Origin of the sequence: Streptomyces caniscabiei (assembly GCF_014930365.1) — a bacterium.
GTDB classification, from domain to species: Bacteria; Actinomycetota; Actinomycetes; order Streptomycetales; family Streptomycetaceae; genus Streptomyces; species Streptomyces caniscabiei.
Window position 1 is genome coordinate 46,332 of the sequence record NZ_JABXWI010000022.1, and the last position, 20,664, is coordinate 66,995.

Below are 20,664 nucleotides of genomic sequence, written 5' to 3' on the forward strand. Positions count from 1 at the left end.
CGCACGGCGTGCAGCTTACCGGGTCAGGTGGTCGGTGTTTCGCCCTGGAGGCGAAATCCCGCTCCCTGCTCTGCTCCGCAGGAGTCCGATTCCTCCCCGGCCTGAAGGCCGGGGCACCCTCGGAGGTATCAGGTGAACGCCGGCGCACCGCCCACGACCACGGACAACCCCCAGTGACCCGGGAGAACAGACACGTGCCACCGCGACAGCTCCATCTCAACGCCTTCCTGATGAACACCGGGCACCACGAGGCCTCGTGGCGGCTGCCCGAGTCCGACCCGTACGCGCACGTCGAGCTGGACCACTACGTGCGGCTGGCCCGGATCGCGGAGCGGGGCACGTTCGACTCGCTGTTCCTGGCCGACGGGCCGCAGCTGTGGGGCAGCGTGGGCCAGCGTCCGGCGGGCGCCCTGGAACCGCTCACCCTGCTGACCGCGCTGGCGACGGCCACCGAGCACATCGGTCTGATCGCCACCGCCTCCACCTCCTACAACTCCCCCTACAACCTGGCCCGCAAGTTCGCCTCGCTGGACATCCTGAGCGGCGGCCGGGCCGGCTGGAACATCGTCACCACCGCCGGCGCGGAGGCCGCCCGCAACTTCGGCCTGGACGCCGAGCCCGCGCACGCCCAGCGGTACGCGCGGGCCGCCGAGTTCCTCGACGTGGCGCTGAAGCTCTGGGACAGCTGGGAGGACGACGCGATCGTCGGCGACAAGGAGACCGGCGTCTGGGGCGACGACCGGAAGATCCATCCGCCCCGGCACAAGGGGACGTACTTCAGCGTCGAGGGCCCGCTCAACGTGCCGCGCTCGCCGCAGGGTTATCCGCTGCTGGTGCAGGCGGGGTCCAGCGAGGACGGCAAGGCGTTCGCCGCGCGGTACGCGGAGGCCGTGTTCACCGCGCAGCAGACCGTCGAGGACGCGCGGGCGTTCTACGCGGACCTGAAGTCCCGTACGGTCGCCGCCGGCCGGGACCCGGGGCACATCAAGGTGCTGCCCGGGATCGTCCCCGTCCTCGGGTCGACGGAGGCCGAGGCGCGGGCGGCCGAGCAGGTCCTGGAGGACCACATCGTGTACGCGCACGGGGTGGGCAATCTGGAACGGTTGCTGCAACTGCCCGCCGGTTCACTGGAGTTGGATGGACAGTTGCCGGCCGATCTGCCGCCGGAGAGTGCGATCGAGGGCGCCAAGAGCCGCTACACGCTCGTCGTCGAGCTGGCCCGGCGCGACCGGCTCACGGTGCGGGAGCTGATCGGGCGGCTGGGCGGCGGGCGCGGGCACCTGACCTTCGCCGGAACGCCCGAGCAGGTCGCCGACACGATCGAGACCTGGTTCACGGAGGGAGCGGCCGACGGCTTCAACATCATGCCCGCGGTCCTGCCGTCCGGCCTCGAAGCCTTCGTGGAGCACGTCGTCCCGATCCTGCGCGCCCGCGGTCTGCTGCGCACCGAGTACGGCCCGCGCCGCACCCTGCGGGACCGCTACGGCCTGCCGCGTCCCGCCAACCAGCACGTCGGCGCGGTCGCGCCCTCGCCCGCCCCGGCCTCCGCCTCCGCCCCCGCCCTCGTCTGAACCCCCCGAAGCCCGGCCTCGAAAGGATCCATCTCATGACCATCGACATCCGCAAGGTCACCGGGAACATCGGCGCCCGAGTCTCCGGCGTCGACATCTCCCGGCCCCTCGACGAGGAGACGGTCGCCGCTCTCCGTGAGGCCCTCAACGTCCACAAGGCGCTCGTCTTCGACGACGTGAACCTCGACGACGACAGTCATCAGGCGTTCGTGCGGCACTTCGGTGACGTCACCACCGCCCATCCGACGGTGGCCGCCGTCGAGGGCGCCGCGAACGTCCTGCCCGTGGACAGCGAGCGGGGGCGCGCCAACCACTGGCACACCGACGTCACGTTCGTCCTCAACCCGCCGCAGGCCACCACCCTGCGCAGCATCACGATCCCGCCGTACGGCGGCGAGACGCTGATCGCCGACGCGGCGGCGGCCTACCGTGACCTGCCCGAGCCGCTGCGGCGGCTGGCCGACGGCCTGTGGGCCGAGCACACCAACGACTACGACTACGCGGTGCCGGACGAGGAGATCGACGCGGAGAAGGCCGAACAGCGTGCCCGGTTCACCTCGATCACGTACCGCACGGCCCACCCGGTGGTCCGGGTCCACCCGCTGACCGGCGAACGCGGGCTGTTCATCGGCGGGTTCGCGCAGCGGATCGTGGGGCTGTCGCTCGGCGAGTCCCGCAAGGTCCTGGACCTGCTCCAGTCGTACGTGACCCGTCCGGAGAACGTGCTGCGCCACCGCTGGTCGGAGAACCAGCTCGTCGTCTTCGACAACCGGATCACCCAGCACTACGCCATCGACAACTACGACGGTCTGCCGCGGCGGCTGCACCGGGTGACCGTCGCCGGTGAGGTCCCGGTGGGCATCGAGGGCAAGGAGAGCTACTCGATCGAGGGGGACGCCTCGCACTACACGTCCGTGGCCGCCCGGGAGGAGGTCACACCCGTAGCCGCGTAGTCACCCTGCGTACCGGTCGCGTCCGGATAGCGGACAGCCCCTCCGTGCGCGTGGAGGGGCTGTTCAGACTGTCGGCGTTTTTGCCGATCTCACGCATTGGACGAACCGCGCCCATGCCCAGCACCTCCGTCAAGGCTCCACAAGAGCCCGACGCGTCCCTGTCCCATGGCCTCAAGCAGCGCCATCTGTCGATGATCGCCCTCGGTGGGGTGATCGGCGCGGGCCTGTTCGTCGGGTCCGGGGCGGGCATCGCCGCCGCCGGTCCGTCGATCGTCCTCGCGTACGCGCTCTCGGGGCTCCTCGTCATGCTGGTGATGCGGATGCTCGGCGAGATGTCCGCCGCGTATCCCTCCTCGGGTTCCTTCTCCGCGCACGCCGAGCGCGCCATCGGTCCGTGGGCGGGCTTCACGGCCGGCTGGTCGTTCTGGGTGCTGCTCTGCACGGCCGTGGGCCTGGAGGGCATCGGCGCCGCGAAGATCGTGACAGGGTGGCTGCCCGGGACGCCCGAGTGGGCCTGGGTGGCGCTGTTCATGCTGGTGTTCCTGGGCACCAACCTGGCCGCGGTGAAGAACTTCGGCGAGTTCGAGTTCTGGTTCGCCGCGCTGAAGGTGGGCGCGATCTCGCTGTTCCTGGTGCTGGGCGTGCTGGCCGTCGCCGGTGTCCTGCCCGGCACCGACGCTCCCGGTCTCGCCAACCTCACCGGTGAGGGCGGCCTGCTGCCGGGCGGCGCCGACGGCCTGGTCGTCGGCCTGCTGGCGTCGATCTTCGCGTACGGCGGTCTGGAGACCGTGACGATCGCGGCGGCCGAGTCCGAGGACCCGGTGAAGGGCGTGGCGTCGGCGGTCCGTACGGCGATGTGGCGCATCGCCCTCTTCTACATCGGCTCCATGGCGGTCATCGTCACCCTCGTCCCGTGGGACTCGAAGGAGGTCGTGGAGAAGGGCCCGTACGTCGCCGCCCTGGACCACCTGGGCATTCCCGGCGCCGGCCAGGTGATGAACGTGGTCGTGCTGGTGGCGCTGTTGAGCGCGATGAACGCCAACATCTACGGCTCCTCCCGGATCGCCTACTCCCTGGTGGCGCGCGGGCAGGGCCCGAAGGTGATCGGCCGGGTGTCGGGCGGGGTCCCCCGGATCGCGGTCCTGGCCTCCAGCGTCTTCGGCTTCCTGTGCGTCCTGCTCAGCTACTGGCGCCCCGACGACGTCTTCCCCTGGCTCCTCAACATGATCGGGGCGGTCGTCCTCGTCGTCTGGATCCTCATCGCCGTCTCCCAACTGCTGCTGCGCCGCCGGATCGAGCGCGAGGCCCCGGAGCGGCTGGTCGTGCGGATGTGGGCGTTCCCCTGGCTGACATGGGTGGCGCTCGCGGGGATGGCCGCGATCTTCGTCCTGATGGCCCGCGAGCCGGGGACGCGGACGCAGCTGTACTGGACGGGCGGGATGACGCTGATCCTGGCGGCGATCGGATACGCCCGGCAGCGGGCGCGCGCCACGCGCTGACATCGGCGCGCCGAACACCGGCATCGCACGCACACACTTCAGGGCCCTCGCGCGGAGGACGGACGGTCGGTTCGCGCGAGGGCCCTTTCGCGTGCCCGGGCACGCCCCCACAGTCTCTTGCTGATAGCGTGCACTTGCAAGTGCTTTGCAATAAGAGGTCGGAGGGGACCCCCATGCCCGTCTACACGCTCCCGGAGCTTCCGTACGACTACGCGGCGCTGGCGCCCGTGATCAGCCCCGAGATCATCGAGCTGCACCACGACAAGCACCACGCGGCGTACGTCAAGGGCGCCAACGACACCCTGGAGCAGCTGGCCGAGGCGCGGGACAAGGAGACCTGGGGGGCGATCAACGGGCTGGAGAAGAACCTGGCCTTCCACCTCTCCGGCCACATCCTGCACTCGATCTACTGGCAGAACATGACCGGTGACGGCGGTGGCGAGCCCCTGGAGAAGGACGGCGTCGGCGAGCTGGCGGACGCCATCGCCGAGTCGTTCGGCTCCTTCGCCGGCTTCAAGGCCCAGCTCACCAAGGCCTCCGCCACCACCCAGGGCTCGGGCTGGGGCGTGCTGGCGTACGAGCCGCTGAGCGGGCGGCTGATCGTCGAGCAGATCTACGACCACCAGGGCAACGTCGGCCAGGGCTCCACCCCGATCCTGGTCTTCGACGCCTGGGAGCACGCCTTCTACCTGCAGTACAGGAACCAGAAGGTCGACTTCATCGACGCCATGTGGGCCGTCGTCAACTGGCAGGACGTGGCCCGGCGTTACGCCGCCGCCAAGGAGCGCGCGGACGTGCTGCTGCTGGCCCCCTGAGCGCCGGTGACCGGAACGCCCTGCTCGTGATCGTCTTCTCAACCTTCACCGGGCAGGCGGAAAGAGGCGGAACCCCCGCGAGGACGTGACTCGCGGGGGTTCTCGCCGTCGAGGCCGGAAAAACGCCACGGCGGGACGCGTTCCGGTCTGACCGCTTCCTCGGCTTTCGCCCTATGCTCCCGTTTCCAGCCGGATTCCCGATCCGGCGGACCGGACCGGGAGGTCGCGTGGACGTGAGCTACAAGCACTGCCCTCCGTGCGGAGGCGGCAAGCCCCTGCCCTTCCACAAGGCGGACAAGGCGGTGCGGCTGTACCTGGAGGCCCTGGGCAAGAACCCGGCCGGCTGGTGGCGCTGCGCCAACCACGGCGAGAAGGGCCGCTGCCTGTTCGTCCAGCCGTACGGCAGACAGAGCGAGGGCCTGACCCTGCCCGAGTCCTTCCGGTGACCAAATCGCCGGGCGCCCTACGGCGAGTGAGCCGAAGGGGCGCGCCTGTGTCGAGAGCGCGAACGCGCGCAGCGCCCGACGAAGGAGGGCCGAGCACGATCGGGCTCTCGACACAGGCTTCTGCGCCCCGGAGGCGAACCGAGCCCTAAAAAAAGGGGCGTCAGATCAGGTTGCTGAAGTCCGGGCCCTGGGTGCGGGAGCGCTTGATCTCGTAGAAGCCGGGGACCGAGGCGACGAGGAGGGTGCCGTCCCAGAGCCTGGCGGCCTCCTCGCCCTGCGGGGCGGGGGTGACGACCGGGCCGAAGAAGGCGAGCTGCTCGCCGTCGGCGTCGGCGACGGCGATGACGGGCGTGCCGACGTCCTGGCCGACCTTGTCGATGCCCTCCTTGTGGGAGGCGCGCAGCTGCGGCTCGTACGGGGTGGAGTCCCAGTGGTCCATGAGGGAGTCGGGCAGGCCGACGTCCTTCAGGGCGGCGGCGACCGTCTCCTTCTCCGGGCCCTCGCCCTGGTTGTGGATACGGGTGCCGAGCGCGGTGTAGAGGTCACCGAGAACCTCGGCGCCGTGCTCCTCCTGGGCGGCTATGACGATCCGTACCGGACCCCACGCCTTCTTCTCCAGCAGCTCGCGGTACTCCTCGGGCAGCTCGTCGATCTTGGGCTCGTTCAGTACCGCGAGGCTCATCAGGTGCCAGCGGACCTCGATGTCCCGGACCTTCTCCACCTCCAGAACCCAGCGCGAGGTCATCCAGGCCCAGGGGCACAGCGGGTCGAACCAGAAGTCGACAGGGGCCTTGCCGGAGGTCTGCTCGGTCATGGTTCTCCTCGGAAGAGATCAGGAAGGCGAAGTCGTGCGGGCTCGGTCCACCGGGCGACAACCCGGCAACACCGGGGACCGCCCCGGCCATTCCCGCGGTGCATGGCAGGATCGGACTGTCCGCATACTGAACACCACCCCGAGGGAGTGCCGCCCGTGCCCGGTGAGAATCTGACCCGTGACGAGGCCCAGGAGCGGGCCGCGCTGTTGTCCGTCGACGGTTACGAGGTCTCGCTCGACCTGCGGTCCGCCGTCGGCGACGCCGGCGGCCCCGGCGGCGAGCCGCGCACCTTCCGGTCGGTGACGACGATCCGCTTCCGGTGCGCCGACCCGGGCGCGTCGAGCTTCGCCGACCTGGTCGCGCCACGCGTGACGGCGCTCGCCCTCAACGGCAAGGACCTCGACCCGAGCGAGGTCTTCGACGGCGTCCGGATCACCCTCGACGACCTGGCCGCCGAGAACGAGCTGGTGGTCGACGCCCAGTGCGCCTACTCACGCACCGGCGAGGGCATGCACCGCTTCGTCGACCCCGAGGACGGCGAGGTCTACCTCTACACGCAGTACGAGCCGGCCGACTCCCGCCGGGTCTTCGCGAACTTCGAGCAGCCGGACCTCAAGGCCCCCTACCGCTTCGAGGTGCGCGCCCCCGAGGGCTGGGTCGTGTGGAGCAACGGGGTCGGCGAGCAGACGGACGGCGTCTGGCGGTTCGCCGAGACGAAGCCGATCTCGACGTACATCACGGCGATCGTCGCGGGCCCGTACCACTACGTCACCGACACCTACGAGCGGACCTTCGAGGACGGCACCCGGCTGGAGATCCCCCTCGGCGCGATGTGCCGCAAGGGCCTCGCCCCCTACTTCGACTCCGCCGACGTCTTCGAGATCACCCGGCAGGGCCTGGACTTCTTCCACGACCACTTCGACTACCCGTACCCGTTCGGGAAGTACGACCAGGCGTTCGTGCCCGAGTACAACCTCGGCGCGATGGAGAACCCCGGACTGGTCACCTTCCGCGAGGAGTTCATCTTCCGCGGCAAGGTCACCGCGGCGTCGTACGAGCGGCGGGCCAACGTCATCCTGCACGAGATGGCGCACATGTGGTTCGGCGACCTGGTGACCATGGTGTGGTGGGACGACCTGTGGTTGAAGGAGTCCTTCGCGGACTTCATGGGCTCCTTCTCGATGGTCGAGGCGACCCGTTTCACGGGCGGCTGGATCACCTTCGCCAACAACCGCAAGTCCTGGGCGTACCGCGCCGACCAGCTGCCCTCCACCCACCCGGTCACGGCCGACATCCGTGACCTGGAGGACGCCAAGCTCAACTTCGACGGCATCACCTACGCCAAGGGCGCCTCGGTGCTGAAGCAGCTGGTGGCGTACGTGGGGCGCGAGGCGTTCCTGGAGGGCGCCCGGCGCTACTTCAAGCGGAACGCGTACGGCAACACGAAGCTGGGCGACCTGCTGTCGGTCCTGGAGGAGACCAGCGGGCGGGACATGGCGTCCTGGTCGCGGGCCTGGCTGCAGACGGCGGGCGTCAACTCCCTCACCCCGCAGGTGCTGCTCGACCCCGAGGGCCGCATCGACGAGCTGGCGGTGGTGCAGGAGGCGGCGGAGTCGCACCCCGAGCTGCGGCCGCACCGGGTGGCGATCGGCCTGTACCGGCGGGCGAACGGGGCGGACGGCTCGGGTCCGCTGGAGCGGTACGCGCGCGTCGAGGTGGACGTGGACGGGCCGCGTACGGTCGTGGCCGAGCTGGCGGGGGCCGAGGCGCCGGCGCTGGTGCTGGTCAACGACGACGACCTGACGTACTGCAAGATCCGGTTCGACGCGGCGTCGCTGGACACGCTGCGGGCCGGGCTCGGTGACATCGCCGACCCGCTGGCGCGGGCGCTGTGCTGGTCGGCGCTGTGGAACCTGACGCGGGACGCGCTGCTGCCGGCGCGGGACTTCGTCGACCTCGTGCTGCGGTTCGCGGGGCGGGAGTCCGACATCGGTGTGCTCCAGATGCTGCACGCGTGGGCGGGCTCGGCGCTCGCCCACTACGCGGCGCCCGCGTGGCGGGAGACCGGGGGCCGGCTGCTCGCGGAGGGGGCGCTGCGGGAGCTGCGGGCGGCCCAGGCGGGCAGCCAGCACCAGCTGACGTGGGCCCGGTTCTTCGCCTCGGTGGCGTCGGACGAGGCCGAACTCGCCGTGTTGCAGCGGCTGTTGACCGGATCGGAGAAGATCGACGGGCTGGAGGTCGACCAGGAGCTGCGGTGGGCGTTCCTGGAGCCGCTGACGACGCACGGGGTCGCCGACGAGGGGGTCCTCGCCGCCGAGCTGGCGCGGGACGACACGGCCTCCGGCAAGCGGCACCAGGTGCGGTGCCTGGCGGCGCGGCCGTCCGCGGCGGTCAAGGCGCAGGCCTGGGCGTCGGTGGTGGAGTCGGACACGCTGTCCAACGCGCTGGTCGAGGCGACGATCACCGGGTTCTCCCGGCCCTCCCAGCGGGAGCTGGTGGCGCCGTACGCGGAGAAGTACTTCGCGGTGATCGAGCGGGTGTGGGCCGAGCGGTCCATCCAGATCGGGATGGATGTGGTGCGGGGGCTGTTCCCGTCGCTCCAGGACTCGCCGGCGACGCTGGACGCGACGGACGCGTGGCTCGCCTCGCACGCCTCGGCGCCGCCGGCGCTGCGGAGGCTGGTGATCGAGGCCCGGGACGATCTGGCCCGGGGGCTGCGGGCGCAGGAGTGTGACACGGCGGCGGTGGGCAGGCCGTAACCGCCGCTGAACCTTTGGGAGTTGCGCACCCGGCGGCTGCGGTTGAGCGGGGCCGGGTGCGCTCTCCGGCGCTTGCCGGGTGCTGCCTCCGCCCGCCCGGGTTCAGGGTTACGAAATTCGGGTAATCGGAGCCGTAACCTTTTCCGATCCCCGCGCGGACCAGCGGGTATCGGCAGTCGAACGCACGTACTTTAGTGCGGTCTTGTCCGGATTTGTCGACGAGCGTGTAACAGAGGTTCCTGAGCGGGGCCGACGCGGGAACCTCCCGGTCATGACGCACAACACCCCGCTCTCCCCCCGCCCCCTCCGTCGCCTCTCGGACGTCACGCGCCGGGTGCTGACGGCCGCGCAGCTGCGCGCGCAGGGTGTCACCGCCGCCGAGACGAACGAACGGTGCCGGCCCGGTGGCTCCTGGCAGCAGATCCTGCCAGGTGTTTTCCTGCTGCACCCGGGCCCGCCCACCTCGGAGGAGCGCCTGCACGCGGTGCTCTCGTACGCGGCCCGCTCACCGTTCCGCGACACCTCCACCGGCGCCGCCGGCGTACCCGGTGTGCCCGCGCAGCCGAACGCCGACGAGCCCCGCCCGGCCGCCACGCCCCGCTACCCGGACGCGGTGATCACCGGGCTCGCCGCCCTGACGCTGCACGGCTTCTCGTCCGCTCCCCCGCTGCCGTCCCTCGACACGATCGACGTCCTGGTCCCCCGGCTGCGCCGGCTGCGAACCGTGGGATGCGCGCGGATCGTCCGCACCCCGGCCGTACCGACGCCCTCGTACGTGACCGGCCTGCCCGTCGCCCCCGTGCCGCGCGCCCTGGCGGACGCGGTCGGGGAGATCTCCGACGCGGCCACCGTGCGCCGGCTGCTGACGGAGGCGGTGCGCGGCGGTCACACCGAACCCGCCGCCGTGATCCGGGAGTTGACGGGGGCGCGGCTGCTGAGCCGTCCGCAGGTGGCCGACGCGGTGGAGTCGCTGCTCGCGGAGGGGCGGGCCGTCGCGGAGGACCAGCTGTACCGGATGGTCCGCGAACACGCCCTGCCCGACCCCGTCTGGAACGTCGACCTGCGTCTTCCCGGCGGCCCGCACCTCGGCGGCCTCGACGCGTACTGGCCGGAGCAGGCCGTCGCGCTCGAACTGGACACCCGGGCCCCGCGCCAGGAGGACGACGCGCTGTGGTCCGAGTACGCCCGCAAGCGGGAGCTGCTGGAGCGGCTCGGCATCACCGTCGTCCACGTCACGCCCCGGAAGCTGCGTGACTCCCTGGAGCAGCAGGCGGCCGTGGTCCGCACCGCGTTGATGGCGTCGTGCGACCGGGATCCGGCGGCCTATGTCGTGGTGCTACCCCGGTAATCGGGAACTCGGGCCGGCAGGAGGGGAGGGGAAGGGCCGCCGATCGCTTCGGCGGCCCTTCCTCATGTCATCCGGCGGGAGGCGCGGGCTGTTTGCCGCAGAACTCCGCCTCCATGATCGGCAGGCTGTCGCCCGCCCAGTCGCTGTTGAAGTTGTAGGTGAGGGTGTGGCGGCCGTCGGCGGTGGTGGCGGTCTCGGAGAGGGAGCCGTGGATGCCGCCGCTGTGGCCCCAGAGCTGGACGCCGCAGGAGAGCTTGTAGGTGAGGAGGCCGAGGCCGTAGCCGCCGCGGTCGCCGTCGACGGGGACGACGGTCTTCATCTCGGCGAGCTGCTTCTTCGGCAGCAGTTTGCCGCGCAGCAGGGCCGAGACGAAGCGGTTGAGGTCACCGGGGGTGGAGACCATCTCGCCCGCCGCGCCGGCGATCGAGGGGTTGAGCTTCGTGACGTCGTACGTCCTGCCCTCGGGGGTCTCGGCGAGCTTGGAGTAGGCGCGGCTGTGCGGGCCCGGGAGGGTGGGGTCGGAGCCGGGGACCTCCGTGCCGTGCAGGCCGAGGGGTTCGATGACACGTTCGCGGATCTCGTCGCCGTACGGGTTGCCGGTGGCCTTCTCGATCACCATGCCGGCGAGCACGTAGTTGGTGTTGGAGTAGCTCCAGTCGGTGCCCGGGGCGAAGGTGGGCTCGTGCTTCATGGCGATGCCGACCAGTCGGCGCGGGGTCCAGGTGCGGTAGCGGTTCTTGAGGAAGCCCTCGGCGAGGAAGACGTCCTTCACGAACTGCTCGTCCGAGGTGTACTCGGCGATTCCGCTGGTGTGGTTGAGGAGTTGGCGGAGCGTCACCCCGCGGCCGTCGTGGCCCTTGCCGCGCACCACGCCCGGGAGCCACTTCTCCACCGTGTCGTCCAGGGAGAGCCTGCCCTCGGCCGCCAGCTGGAGCAGCACGGTGGCGGTGAAGGTCTTGGTGATGCTGCCGACGCGGAAGTGGTCGTGGGCGGAGCGCGGCTTGCCCGACCTCAGGTCCCCGAGGCCCGAGGTGGCCTTCCAGACGCCGTGTTCGTCCTTCGCCTGGACCGCGATGCCGACGACGCCGGCCTCGACGTTGGCGTCCAGGGCCTGCTGGGTGGCGCTGTGGTCGCCGCTCGCCGTCGCGGAAGTGGGTGCCGCCGCGATCGCCGGGGCGGCCAGGGCCAGCGCCGCGACGACGGCGGTGGCCGCCACCAGGCCGGTGCGTGCTGTGCGGACCGTGCGAGCCGTATGTGCTGACATGCGGTTCTCCCCCTTCGGCCGACCTTCTCGGTGACTCCGAGAACGTCCGGTCGCGAAGGGGGACACGGCGCCGCGCGCCCGGGTTGAGCGGGCCGGGGCCGGTTGAGCGGTTTTCAGCCCTTGCGCAGGACCAGCTCGGTGTTGCGGTCGCCGGCCTTGCCGGTGAGGGTGTCGCGGCGGCCGGGGGCGTTGTAGGAGAGCTCGCGGTACAGGGCGGCGAGGCCGGTCTGCGAGAGGTCCGTGAAGTCGGTGGCGTGCGGGGCGGCCGATTCGATGAGGGTGGTGAAGACGGAGAGCGTGCCGTCCTTGTTGTCCACCAGCTCGATGACGCGGGCGAGTTGGGGGAAGTCGATGTGGGAGGCGGTGGAGATCTCCCAGAAGGAGCCGCCGCCCGGGGCCGGGTGCGGGGTGATGCGGTTGCGGTGGCTGTGGCCGTTCACCCAGGCCAGAACGTTGCGGTGGCGGCCGAGCAGGGCCAGCACCTCGTCGCCCCCGTGGCGGGCCTCGGTCGGGCGTGCCGGGTCCTTGCGCAGGTTCCGCATCGACGTGCTGGTGTGGTGGCTGAAGACGACGGCGTACGAACCGTCCTCGGCCGCCTCCTTCAACGTGCGGTCCAGCCACTTGAGTTGAGCTGTGCCGAGCGAGCCCTCGTAGTGCCCGCCGGGGTCGGTGGAGTCGAGGCTGACGCCGATGACGTCGTCGGCGACACGGAAGGCGTAGTACTGGGTGCGGGCGTCGAGGTTGGCCTGCGAGTAGCCGTGGCCGACCGGGCCGGGGCCGGTGTGGGCCGGGTCCAGGTGGGCCCTGAGGTACTCCTGCGGGGTGAAGGGGGCGCGGTTCTCGTCGGGGGTGACCGAACGCATCTTCTTCGCCTGTGACTTGAGCACGGCCTTCCAGTCGGCGCCCCGGGGGTCGCCACCGCTCCTGACGTTGTCCCAGAGGGCCTTGCCGACCTTCTCGTCCAGGGTCATCAGCTTCCTGCCGCCGACCGCGAAGTCCGCGAAGAAGGAGTCGCCGGGGGCGTAGCAGCCGCCGGGGAGGGAGTCGTGGTTGCCGACGGTGGAGTACCAGGGGACGTTCAGGCCGGGGCTGTTGACCTCGCGGATCGCGGCGGCGAGGAAGCCGTCCAGGCGGGGGAAGCCGAGCTGCTTGTCGGCGTCGCGGAGGGCCGCGTCCGGCTGCCAGTAGAGCTTGAGGCCGCTGCTCTGGACGCCCTCGTAGCGGCGCGGGTCACCGGAGTTGGGGGTGACCCGGCCGCCGCTCATCACCTTCAGGAACCAGTCGAGTTCGGTCCTGGAGTTGTTGTCGGTGTTGTCGCCGGTCGTCATCACGAAGTGCAGCGGGGAGCCGGTGACCGGGGCGCCGCGCAGCGCGTTCACCCGCTCGACGAGCGACACCGCGCCGGCCACGGACAGCGCCTCCTGCGGACGCCAGGCGCTCGCGGTCTGGGCGCGCAGGTACTCGTAGCGCAGCGGGTGCTGGACGTCCACCACGTGCAGGTCGGTGAACTGCACGAAGGACGCCAGGGCCGTACGGCGCTTCTCGCGACCGGACTTGGGGGTGGCGAGGTCGCCGCGCACGACCCGTGCCCAGGCCGGGCCGCTGCCGAGCCGGCGGTAGCCCGAGGAGGTGCGCGGGGCCGCGACCGATGCGAGGGTCGTGCCCCGGGTGTACGGGGCGAGCGGCGCGGCCGGGGCCTCTCTGTTGGAGAGGTTGGCCAAGGGGACCTCGGTGGCCGCGGCACGGTCGGCGGCGGAGGTGGCGGCGTGGGCGTCGGTCTCCGGCCGCAGGGCGAAGCCGACGCCCGCGGCGAGGCCGACCGCGCCGGTGGCGGCGAGGAAGGCCCGGCGGTCAGGGTTGGTGGCGGCGGCGGCGGCGACTGAGCGTATGCGCGACATGGCGCGGTCTCCCCGAGTGCGAACGCGTCGGAAGTGGTCGCGGGGGCCTCCGGCCTGGGTGCGGCCGACGGTGTTTCCCGCTCGTACTTGATGCTTGGCAGCCGGGGTGGCCTGGACGTGAACGACGTCGCAACGGGTGGCGCCGATCACCGTACGTCGATCTCCGGGGACGGTGCGCGTTCCCTGGGGGTTCCCGAATGTGAGGGGGAGGGAAGGGAGGGGGTCACTCCTTGTTCATCTGATGGGGTACAGCACGTATTCGCCGTGGGGGCTTCGGTGACGCCGGTGTCTGCGGGTGCGTCGTGGTTTCTCGCGCAGTTCCCCGCGCCCCTAGGGGGCCACCGGTGGTCTCAGGTGGCCGTTCTCCGGGCGCTCCCGCCACAGGCGCAGGCCCACGTCCACCAGGCCCACCCTGTCCAGGTCCGGGACCTCGTCCAGGGGGTGCCAGGCGGCCATGTCCGTGGAGCCGTTCGTCTCGTGGCGGAGTTCGCCGCCGGTGACGCGGGCCTCGTAGACGATGCGGAGCGCCTGGTGGTCGGCGACGGCGCCGAGGCGCAGGGGGTAGGTGCGTCGGTTGGTGTCGATGCCGAGGAGGGCGGTGGGCTCGACGGTGTAGCCGGTCTCCTCGGCGGCCTCGCGGACGACCGTGGCGTACGGGTCCTCGCCGTGGTCCATGCCCCCGCCGGGCAGGGTCCACTTCTTCTCGCCGCCGTCCCGGGAGACCCAGCGGGCCAGCAGCAGGTGTCCGTCGCGGACACAGACGGCGTAGGCCGCCACCCTCAACTCCGTGCGCATGCAAAGACGTTAGCCAAAATGTCCCCTCATGCACGGTCGTCCCGCCCCACACGCGTGGCGGGTTTACGCCATGACACAATCCCGCCTCGGTCAACCCTCCCCAAACATGTGTCACTTCGGTAAGGCTGAGCGACCATCCGGCACCGCATAACGGACCGGACCGATCCGAACCCGCCGCTCGGATCACACATGTTCGTTCTCACCTGAATTCCTTACCTACAGGGATGCTGATGACCCTCACCCCCCACCCCGGCTCTGGCCCGGGTGCGAGACGCGTGGCCCGCATAGCCGTGGCCGCGGGACTGGTCGCCGCGCTCTCCGCGGCCGGGCCGATACCCCTGGCCTTCTCGGCGGACGACCCGTCCGCCGCCGTCCCCTCGGACGGCGGCGTCAAGTCCGCGCACGACAAGCTCGGTTCGACCGACGCGGATCTGCTCGCCGAGGCCAAGGCCGACGGCGACAAGAACGTCACGATGATGATCGCCACCACGCCCGGCAAGACCGAACAGGTCGCCGAGCAGCTGGACGCGGTCAAGGGCGGCTCCGTGGGCCGTACCTACGACAAGCTCGGCTACGTCCGCGCCACGGTCCCGACCAAGAGCGCCGACTCGGCCATCTCGGCCGCCGCGAAGCTCTCCTCCGTCCAGGGCATCGACCTGCGGCAGGAGATCGTCCTCGACGACCCCTCGCCGGTCTCGGCCAAGGACGCGAAGTCGCAGGCCACGGCGGCGAAGACGTACCCGGCTCCGGGCAAGAACACCCCCGCCGAGAACCCCTACAACCCGTCCTTCGAGACGGGCGCCGTCGACTTCGTGAAGCAGAACCCGAAGGCGGACGGCCGGGGCATCACCATCGGCGTCCTGGACTCCGGTGTCGACCTCGCGCACCCCGCGCTGCAGAAGACCTCCACCGGCGAGCGCAAGATCGTCGACTGGGTGACGTCCACCGACCCGATCGTCGACGGCGACGGCAGCTGGCGTCCGATGACCAACTCGGTCGCCGGGCCCACCTTCACCTACGGCGGCCGGACCTGGACCGCGCCCGCGGGCTCGTACTCCGTCAACACCTTCCGCGAGTCCGTCACGGCGGCCGGTGACGCCGCTGGTGACGTGAACCGCGACGGCGACACCACCGACGCGTGGGGCGTGCTCTACGACGCGGCGGCCGGCACGGTCACCGTCGACGTCAACCAGAACTTCGACTTCACCGACGACAAGCCGATGAAGCCGTACAAGGACGGCTACCAGATCGGCTACTTCGGCACCGACGACCCGTCGACCGAGGTCGCCGAGCGCCAGCCGTTCGTCGTCGAGTACCGCAAGGACGTCCCGATGGACCCCTTCGGGGGCGACTGGGTCGGCAAGAAGGCCGACTTCGTCAACATCGGTCTGATCTCCAGCGAGCACGGCACCCACGTCGCCGGCATCACCGCCGCGAAGGGCCTGTTCGGCGGCCGGATGAACGGCGCCGCGCCCGGTGCGCAGATCGTCTCCTCCCGCGCCTGCGAGTTCGGCCCCGGCTGCACCAACATCGCGCTCACCGAGGGCATGATCGACCTCGTCGTCAACCGTGGCGTCGACATCGTCAACATGTCCATCGGCGGCCTCCCGGCGCTGAACGACGGCAACAACGCGCGCGCCGAGCTCTACACGCGCCTCATCGACACCTACGGCGTCCAGCTGGTCATCTCGGCCGGCAACTCCGGCCCCGGCGCCAACACGATCGGCGACCCCGGCCTCGCCGACAAGGTGATCTCGGTCGGCGCGTCCATCTCCAAGGAGACCTGGGCGTCCAACTACGGCTCGCAGGTCACCAAGGACTACCAGCTGTTCAACTTCTCCTCGCGCGGCCCGCGTGAGGACGGCGGCTTCACGCCGACCCTGGTGGCGCCGGGCGCCGCGGTGAACACCGCGCAGACCTGGCTGCCGGGCGTCATCGCCCCCGAGGCGGGCTACACGCTCCCGGCCGGCTACCAGATGCTCAACGGCACCTCGATGGCCTCCCCGCAGGCGACCGGCTCCGCCGCACTGCTGCTCAGCGCCGCGAAGCAGAAGGGCGTCGACCTGCCGCCCGCGAAGCTGCGCACCGCGCTGACCTCGACCGCCGACCACATCAGCGGTGTCCAGGCGTACGCCGAGGGCGCGGGCCTGATGAACATCGTCGACGCGTGGAAGTCGGTGAAGGCGGGTGCGACCGCGCACGAGTACGCGGTCAAGGCCCCCGTCGACACCGCGATCGACTTCGCGCTGAAGACGCCGGGCTTCGGCACCGGCGTCTACGACCGTGAGGGCGGCCTGAAGGTCGGGCAGAAGAAGACGTACGAGGTGACGATCACCCGCACGTCCGGCGCCGACAAGGCGATCCGTCACGAGCTGCACCTGGAGAACAACCGGGACGACACGTTCCGGATCGTCGGCGACGACGTGGTCTCCCTGCCGCTGAACAAGCCGGTCACCGTGAAGATCGCCGCCAAGCCGGAGAACTCCGGCATCAGCAGCGCGATCCTGGAGGTCGACGACCCGAAGACGGTCGGCATCGACCGGCAGGTCCTCAACACGGTGGTCGTCTCCACGCCGCTGAAGTACGCCCACTCGGCGTCCGGCACGGTCCAGCGCAACTCCTTCAAGTCGTACTTCATCACCGTCCCCGAGGGCGCCAAGACCCTCGAGGTCGCGATCAGCGGGCTGAAGGACAAGAGCCAGACCCGGTTCATCGCCAACCACCCGTACGGTCTGGCGGTCGAGAACACCAGCTCGCTGACCTGCTACAACAACTTCCAGGACGGCGGCGGCTGCAAGCCGGACGTGCGCTCGTACGCCAACCCGCAGCCCGGCGTCTGGGAGATCGAGGTCGAGTCGCGCCGGACCTCGCCGGTGCTCGACAACACCTACAAGCTGAACTTCGCGGTCTACGGCGCGAGCTTCGACCCGGAGGTCGTCACCGTCCCCGAGGCCAAGGTCGGCACCCCGACCGCCGCCTCCTGGAAGGTGACCAACGCCCTCGCCCCCGTCGACGGCAAGCTGGCGGGCGGCCCGCTGGGCTCGGCCAAGACCGACCGGCCGACCATCGCCACCGGTGTCACCCAGACGACCACGGTCGAGGTGCCCGCGGGCGCCGAGTCCCTGGACGTGGCCATCGGCAACACCGCCGACACGGGCGCGGACCTCGACCTGTACGTCCGCGACGCCGCGGGCACCGAGGTCGCCAGCTCCGCGGACGGCGACTCCGAGGAGGCCGTCTCCGTCCCGAAGCCGGCCGCCGGTACGTACACCATCGAGGTCGTCGGCTACGCGGTGCCCTCCGGGTCGACCGCGTACGACTACCGCGACGTGTTCTTCTCCTCCGCCCTCGGCGAGGTGAAGGTCGCGGACACCGCCGTCAAGCTCGGCACCGGCCAGTCGACCACCGTCTCCGGTGACGTCGTCGCGGCCGCCGCGGCGCCGGCCGGCCGGGAGTTCTTCGGCCAGGTGCAGCTGGTGAACGCGCGCGGCACGGCCGCGGGCACCGGCAGCGTGCGGATCGAGAAGGTCACGCCGTAGTGCGCCGGTAGTGCGTGAGCGGTACGCGCGTGCGTGAGTGACAGGCGCGTGTGAGTGACAGGGAGGGGCGGGTGTCCGGATGGACACCCGCCCCTTCGCCTTGCCGCTCCGGTTCAGCGGCTCAGTCGCACGTGATCTTCTTCGACTCCGGCAGGGCCTCCTCGATCCAGGCCCGTTCCCGGGCGATCTCCGCCTCCCCGGTGGTCCAGATGTCCGGCTGCGCGCTGTCCATGGGGAAGCCGAGGAGGACGTGGTCGCCCTTCTTCAGACGGGGGTCGACGTCGTGGCTCATGGGAAAGACGATCCGGTCCTCCCCCTTGTCGGGTTTGATCCAGCGGTCCACCTCCACCGTGATCCGGTCCTGCTCGACCCCCGGCACGGCCTCGACCTCGGTGACGGCGCCCTCCACGATGGTGCGGGAGCAGGCGACGTACCCCTCCCGGCTGAGCGAGGCCCCTTCCCGGCTCCCGGCGTCCCCGTCCGCCTGATCGGAGACAGCCGCGTCGGACGACTTCGAGCTGCTCGCCCCGCCGCCGGGCTGCAGCATCCCCCAGCCGATGACGAGGACGACGGAGGCGGCGGCCGCGGCGGCGAGGGTGCCGGTGGTGAGCCGCCGGGCGCGGGACGGCCGCGACGGCAGGGGGGTCACCGACGCGGAGGGGGCCGTCGCGGGCCCGGACACCTGCCCGGGTTCCGTCTCGGCACCGGCCGTGCCCCCCGGCCGCGCGGCCCCGGCTCGCCCCGGCGCGACCCCGTTCACGGCCTCCTCGCCCGGCGTCGCCAGCGCGTCGCCGATCAGCCCCAGCTGCTCCCGCAGCAGGGCGAGGTCGGCGACGGCCGCCTCGTGGGACGCCACGAACTCGGCGTCCCGCAGCGCGTCCTCGGGCAGCGGTTCGTCGAGCAGGGCCGCCATCAGCGCGTCCATACCGGCGTAGGCGGGGCCGTCGTACGGGGGCTCGTCGTGCGCGGGCTCGTCGTGCGCGGGGAGCGCCTCGGGCTCGCTGTCGCGCCGGCTGTGGTCTCGGGCGGTCATGTCACACCACCTCGTCCTCGTGCAGGCGGGTACGCAGGGCGCGGACCGCCGAGTGGAGCCTGCTCTTGACGGTGCCCTCGGGGATGCCGAGCTCGTCGGCGATCCCGCGTACCGGCAGGTCGGCGTAGAAGCGCAGGACGAGGACCTGGCGCAGGGCGTCGGGCAGCCCGTCCAGGCCTCGGGCGACGGCGAGCGAGAGCACGCTGGAATCCTCGCCCGAGGGGTGCTCGTGCTGGCGCAGCGAGGCCAGCCGCTCGCCGAGGCGCTCCTGGCGGCGTTTGGCGCGGTGCCAGTCCATCGCCAGGTTGGAGGCGACCACCGCCGCCCACGCGGACACGTCCCGCGGCGCCTCCCGGCCGCTCGCGGCCCGCTCCAGCAGCCGTAGCCGTACCTGCTGTACCCCGTCCAGCAGGTCCGACTGCGGCACACCGCCGAGCGCGAGCACGGCCCTCACCCGCCGCTCCTGGGCCGCGTCCAGCGGGTCCTCCGGCTCCCGGACCCCCTCGACGTGGCGCGCCTTTCTGCGCAGCACAGCCACCCCTCCCCTCCCGCGTTTCCCCTACGACGCCGCCGCGGGCCGAAACGTTCACGGGTTCGGCACGACATTCCCGGCGCGGCGCAGAGGCGTACGTCACACCTTCGCGTGCGTCCGGGTGACATGGGCAGGGTCGAGGCAGCACAGCTTGCGGCACGGGGCCGTCGTAGGGCGAATTTCTCCAGCTCAGCGGGGGTGCCGACCAAAGAAGCGGCTCCCGCGCCGGGGGTGGGTCCGTCCCGTCCTTCGAGCGTTCCGGTCAAAGGATTGGACAGGCGGACCCGGGCTGACCGCATGATGGAAAGGCCTCGGTCATGCCGCAGACACATACAAGCCACGTCAAAGGAGTCGCCGTGAGGGTCGGAATCGTCGGAGCCACCGGTCAGGTCGGCACGGTCATGCGCAAGATCCTCAAGGACCGCGACTTCCCGACGCGCGAGCTGCGCCTGTTCGCGTCCGCCCGTTCGGCCGGTTCGGTCCTCGACGGTGTGACGGTGGAGGACGCGGCGACCGCCGACTACTCCGGCCTCGACATCGTCCTGTTCTCCGCGGGCGGCGCGACCTCGAAGGCGCTGGCCGAGAAGGTGGCGTCGCAGGGCGCGGTCGTGATCGACAACTCCTCCGCGTGGCGCCGCGACCCCGAGGTGCCCCTCGTGGTCTCCGAGGTGAACCCGCACGCGATCGCCGACCGCCCCAAGGGCATCATCGCCAACCCGAACTGCACGACGATGGCCGCGATGCCGGTGCTGCGTCCGCTGCACGACGAGGCGGGCCTCGAAGCGCTGGTCGTCGCCACCTACCAGGCGGTCTCCGGCTCCGGTCTCGCGGGCGTCGCGGAGCTGCACGGCCAGGTGCAGAAGGTCGCGGCCGACGCGGACAAGCTGACGCACGACGGCTCGGCGGTCGACTTCCCCGAGCCCGGCGTCTACAAGCGGCCCATCGCCTTCAACGTGCTCCCGCTCGCGGGTTCGATCGTCGACGACGGTCTGCACGAGACGGACGAGGAGCAGAAGCTCCGCCACGAGTCCCGCAAGATCCTGGAGATCCCCGGTCTGAAGGTCTCCGGCACCTGCGTCCGCGTCCCGGTCTTCTCCGGGCACTCCCTCCAGATCAACGCCCGCTTCGCCCGTCCGATCAGCGTGGAGCGCGCGACGGAGCTGCTGGGCGGTGCGCCGGGCGTCGCCCTCTCCGACATCCCGACCCCGCTCCAGGCCGCCGGTCAGGACCCCTCCTTCGTGGGCCGCATCCGCGCCGACGAGACCGTGGACAACGGCCTCGCCCTGTTCGTCTCCAATGACAACCTCCGCAAGGGCGCCGCGCTGAACGCGGTCCAGATCGCGGAGCTGGTGGCGGCCGAGCTGAACGAGAAGCGGAACGGCTGAGCCGAACGGGAG

The 20,664-nt window shown here is 71.2% G+C and carries 15 protein-coding genes; 9 read left to right on the plus strand and 6 right to left on the minus strand.

Annotated elements, in window-relative coordinates:
• Positions 1–194: 194 nt before the first annotated feature.
• The 5 genes from HW837_RS40590 (at position 195) to HW837_RS40610 (ending at position 5,284) form a co-directional block, all read left to right on the plus strand.
• The gene (locus HW837_RS40590; protein ID WP_193381100.1) at positions 195–1,571 is read left to right on the plus strand and encodes an LLM class flavin-dependent oxidoreductase; all 1,377 of its coding nucleotides are present in this window, start codon (positions 195–197) and stop codon (positions 1,569–1,571) included.
• A 35-nt stretch (positions 1,572–1,606) separates the two neighbouring features.
• Positions 1,607–2,524 (plus strand): TauD/TfdA dioxygenase family protein, encoded by a 918-nt coding sequence (locus HW837_RS40595; protein WP_045557558.1) that lies wholly within the window; start codon positions 1,607–1,609, stop codon positions 2,522–2,524.
• A gap of 113 nt (positions 2,525–2,637) precedes the next feature.
• On the plus strand, positions 2,638–4,023 hold the full coding sequence (locus HW837_RS40600) for an amino acid permease (RefSeq protein ID WP_045557559.1): 1,386 nt from the start codon (positions 2,638–2,640) through the stop codon (positions 4,021–4,023).
• Between the two features lie 173 nt (positions 4,024–4,196).
• Positions 4,197–4,838 carry a superoxide dismutase gene (locus tag HW837_RS40605; protein WP_086802052.1) on the plus strand — a complete coding sequence of 214 codons (642 nt, stop codon included), beginning with the start codon at positions 4,197–4,199 and terminating at the stop codon, positions 4,836–4,838.
• A 233-nt stretch (positions 4,839–5,071) separates the two neighbouring features.
• Positions 5,072–5,284, plus strand: a complete 213-nt coding sequence (locus tag HW837_RS40610) for an SH3 domain-containing protein (protein ID WP_143110746.1) — start codon at positions 5,072–5,074, stop codon at positions 5,282–5,284.
• Between the two features lie 160 nt (positions 5,285–5,444).
• Here the strand turns inward: HW837_RS40610 and HW837_RS40615 are convergent, their stop codons facing one another.
• Entirely contained in the window at positions 5,445–6,098 is a 654-nt protein-coding gene (locus HW837_RS40615; RefSeq protein ID WP_193381099.1) for a mycothiol-dependent nitroreductase Rv2466c family protein, read from the minus strand.
• Positions 6,099–6,254: 156 nt separating this feature from the next.
• Here HW837_RS40615 and pepN point away from each other — a divergent pair, with 156 nt between their 5' ends.
• Together pepN and HW837_RS40625 are read left to right on the plus strand one after the other, a co-directional pair.
• Positions 6,255–8,858 (plus strand): aminopeptidase N, encoded by a 2,604-nt coding sequence (gene pepN, locus HW837_RS40620; protein WP_045557563.1) that lies wholly within the window; start codon positions 6,255–6,257, stop codon positions 8,856–8,858.
• 271 nt (positions 8,859–9,129) lie between these two features.
• Positions 9,130–10,206, plus strand: a complete 1,077-nt coding sequence (locus HW837_RS40625; protein WP_193381098.1) for a hypothetical protein — start codon at positions 9,130–9,132, stop codon at positions 10,204–10,206.
• A 67-nt stretch (positions 10,207–10,273) separates the two neighbouring features.
• Here HW837_RS40625 and HW837_RS40630 read toward each other — a convergent pair whose 3' ends face one another.
• The 3 genes from HW837_RS40630 to HW837_RS40640 form a co-directional block, all read right to left on the minus strand.
• Positions 10,274–11,470 (minus strand): serine hydrolase domain-containing protein, encoded by a 1,197-nt coding sequence (locus tag HW837_RS40630; RefSeq protein ID WP_177262009.1) that lies wholly within the window; start codon positions 11,468–11,470, stop codon positions 10,274–10,276.
• 113 nt (positions 11,471–11,583) lie between these two features.
• A complete protein-coding gene (locus tag HW837_RS40635; protein WP_193381097.1) occupies positions 11,584–13,368 on the minus strand; it encodes a TIGR03767 family metallophosphoesterase in 1,785 nt (594 codons plus the stop codon).
• Positions 13,369–13,698: 330 nt separating this feature from the next.
• Positions 13,699–14,163 (minus strand): NUDIX hydrolase, encoded by a 465-nt coding sequence (locus HW837_RS40640; protein ID WP_045557567.1) that lies wholly within the window; start codon positions 14,161–14,163, stop codon positions 13,699–13,701.
• Between the two features lie 224 nt (positions 14,164–14,387).
• Between HW837_RS40640 and HW837_RS40645 the strand changes: the two genes are divergently transcribed.
• Entirely contained in the window at positions 14,388–17,702 is a 3,315-nt protein-coding gene (locus HW837_RS40645; protein WP_093790860.1) for a S8 family serine peptidase, read from the plus strand.
• A gap of 121 nt (positions 17,703–17,823) precedes the next feature.
• On the opposite strand, the gene HW837_RS40650 is transcribed toward HW837_RS40645, so the two are convergent.
• Both HW837_RS40650 and HW837_RS40655 read right to left on the minus strand, forming a co-directional pair.
• Positions 17,824–18,735 (minus strand): hypothetical protein, encoded by a 912-nt coding sequence (locus HW837_RS40650; protein ID WP_193381096.1) that lies wholly within the window; start codon positions 18,733–18,735, stop codon positions 17,824–17,826.
• Position 18,736: 1 nt separating this feature from the next.
• The gene (locus tag HW837_RS40655; protein ID WP_045557570.1) at positions 18,737–19,267 is read right to left on the minus strand and encodes an RNA polymerase sigma factor; all 531 of its coding nucleotides are present in this window, start codon (positions 19,265–19,267) and stop codon (positions 18,737–18,739) included.
• Between the two features lie 356 nt (positions 19,268–19,623).
• On the opposite strand from HW837_RS40655, the gene HW837_RS40660 reads away from it, so the two are divergent.
• Entirely contained in the window at positions 19,624–20,652 is a 1,029-nt protein-coding gene (locus tag HW837_RS40660; RefSeq protein ID WP_045557571.1) for an aspartate-semialdehyde dehydrogenase, read from the plus strand.
• Positions 20,653–20,664 lie beyond the last annotated feature (12 nt).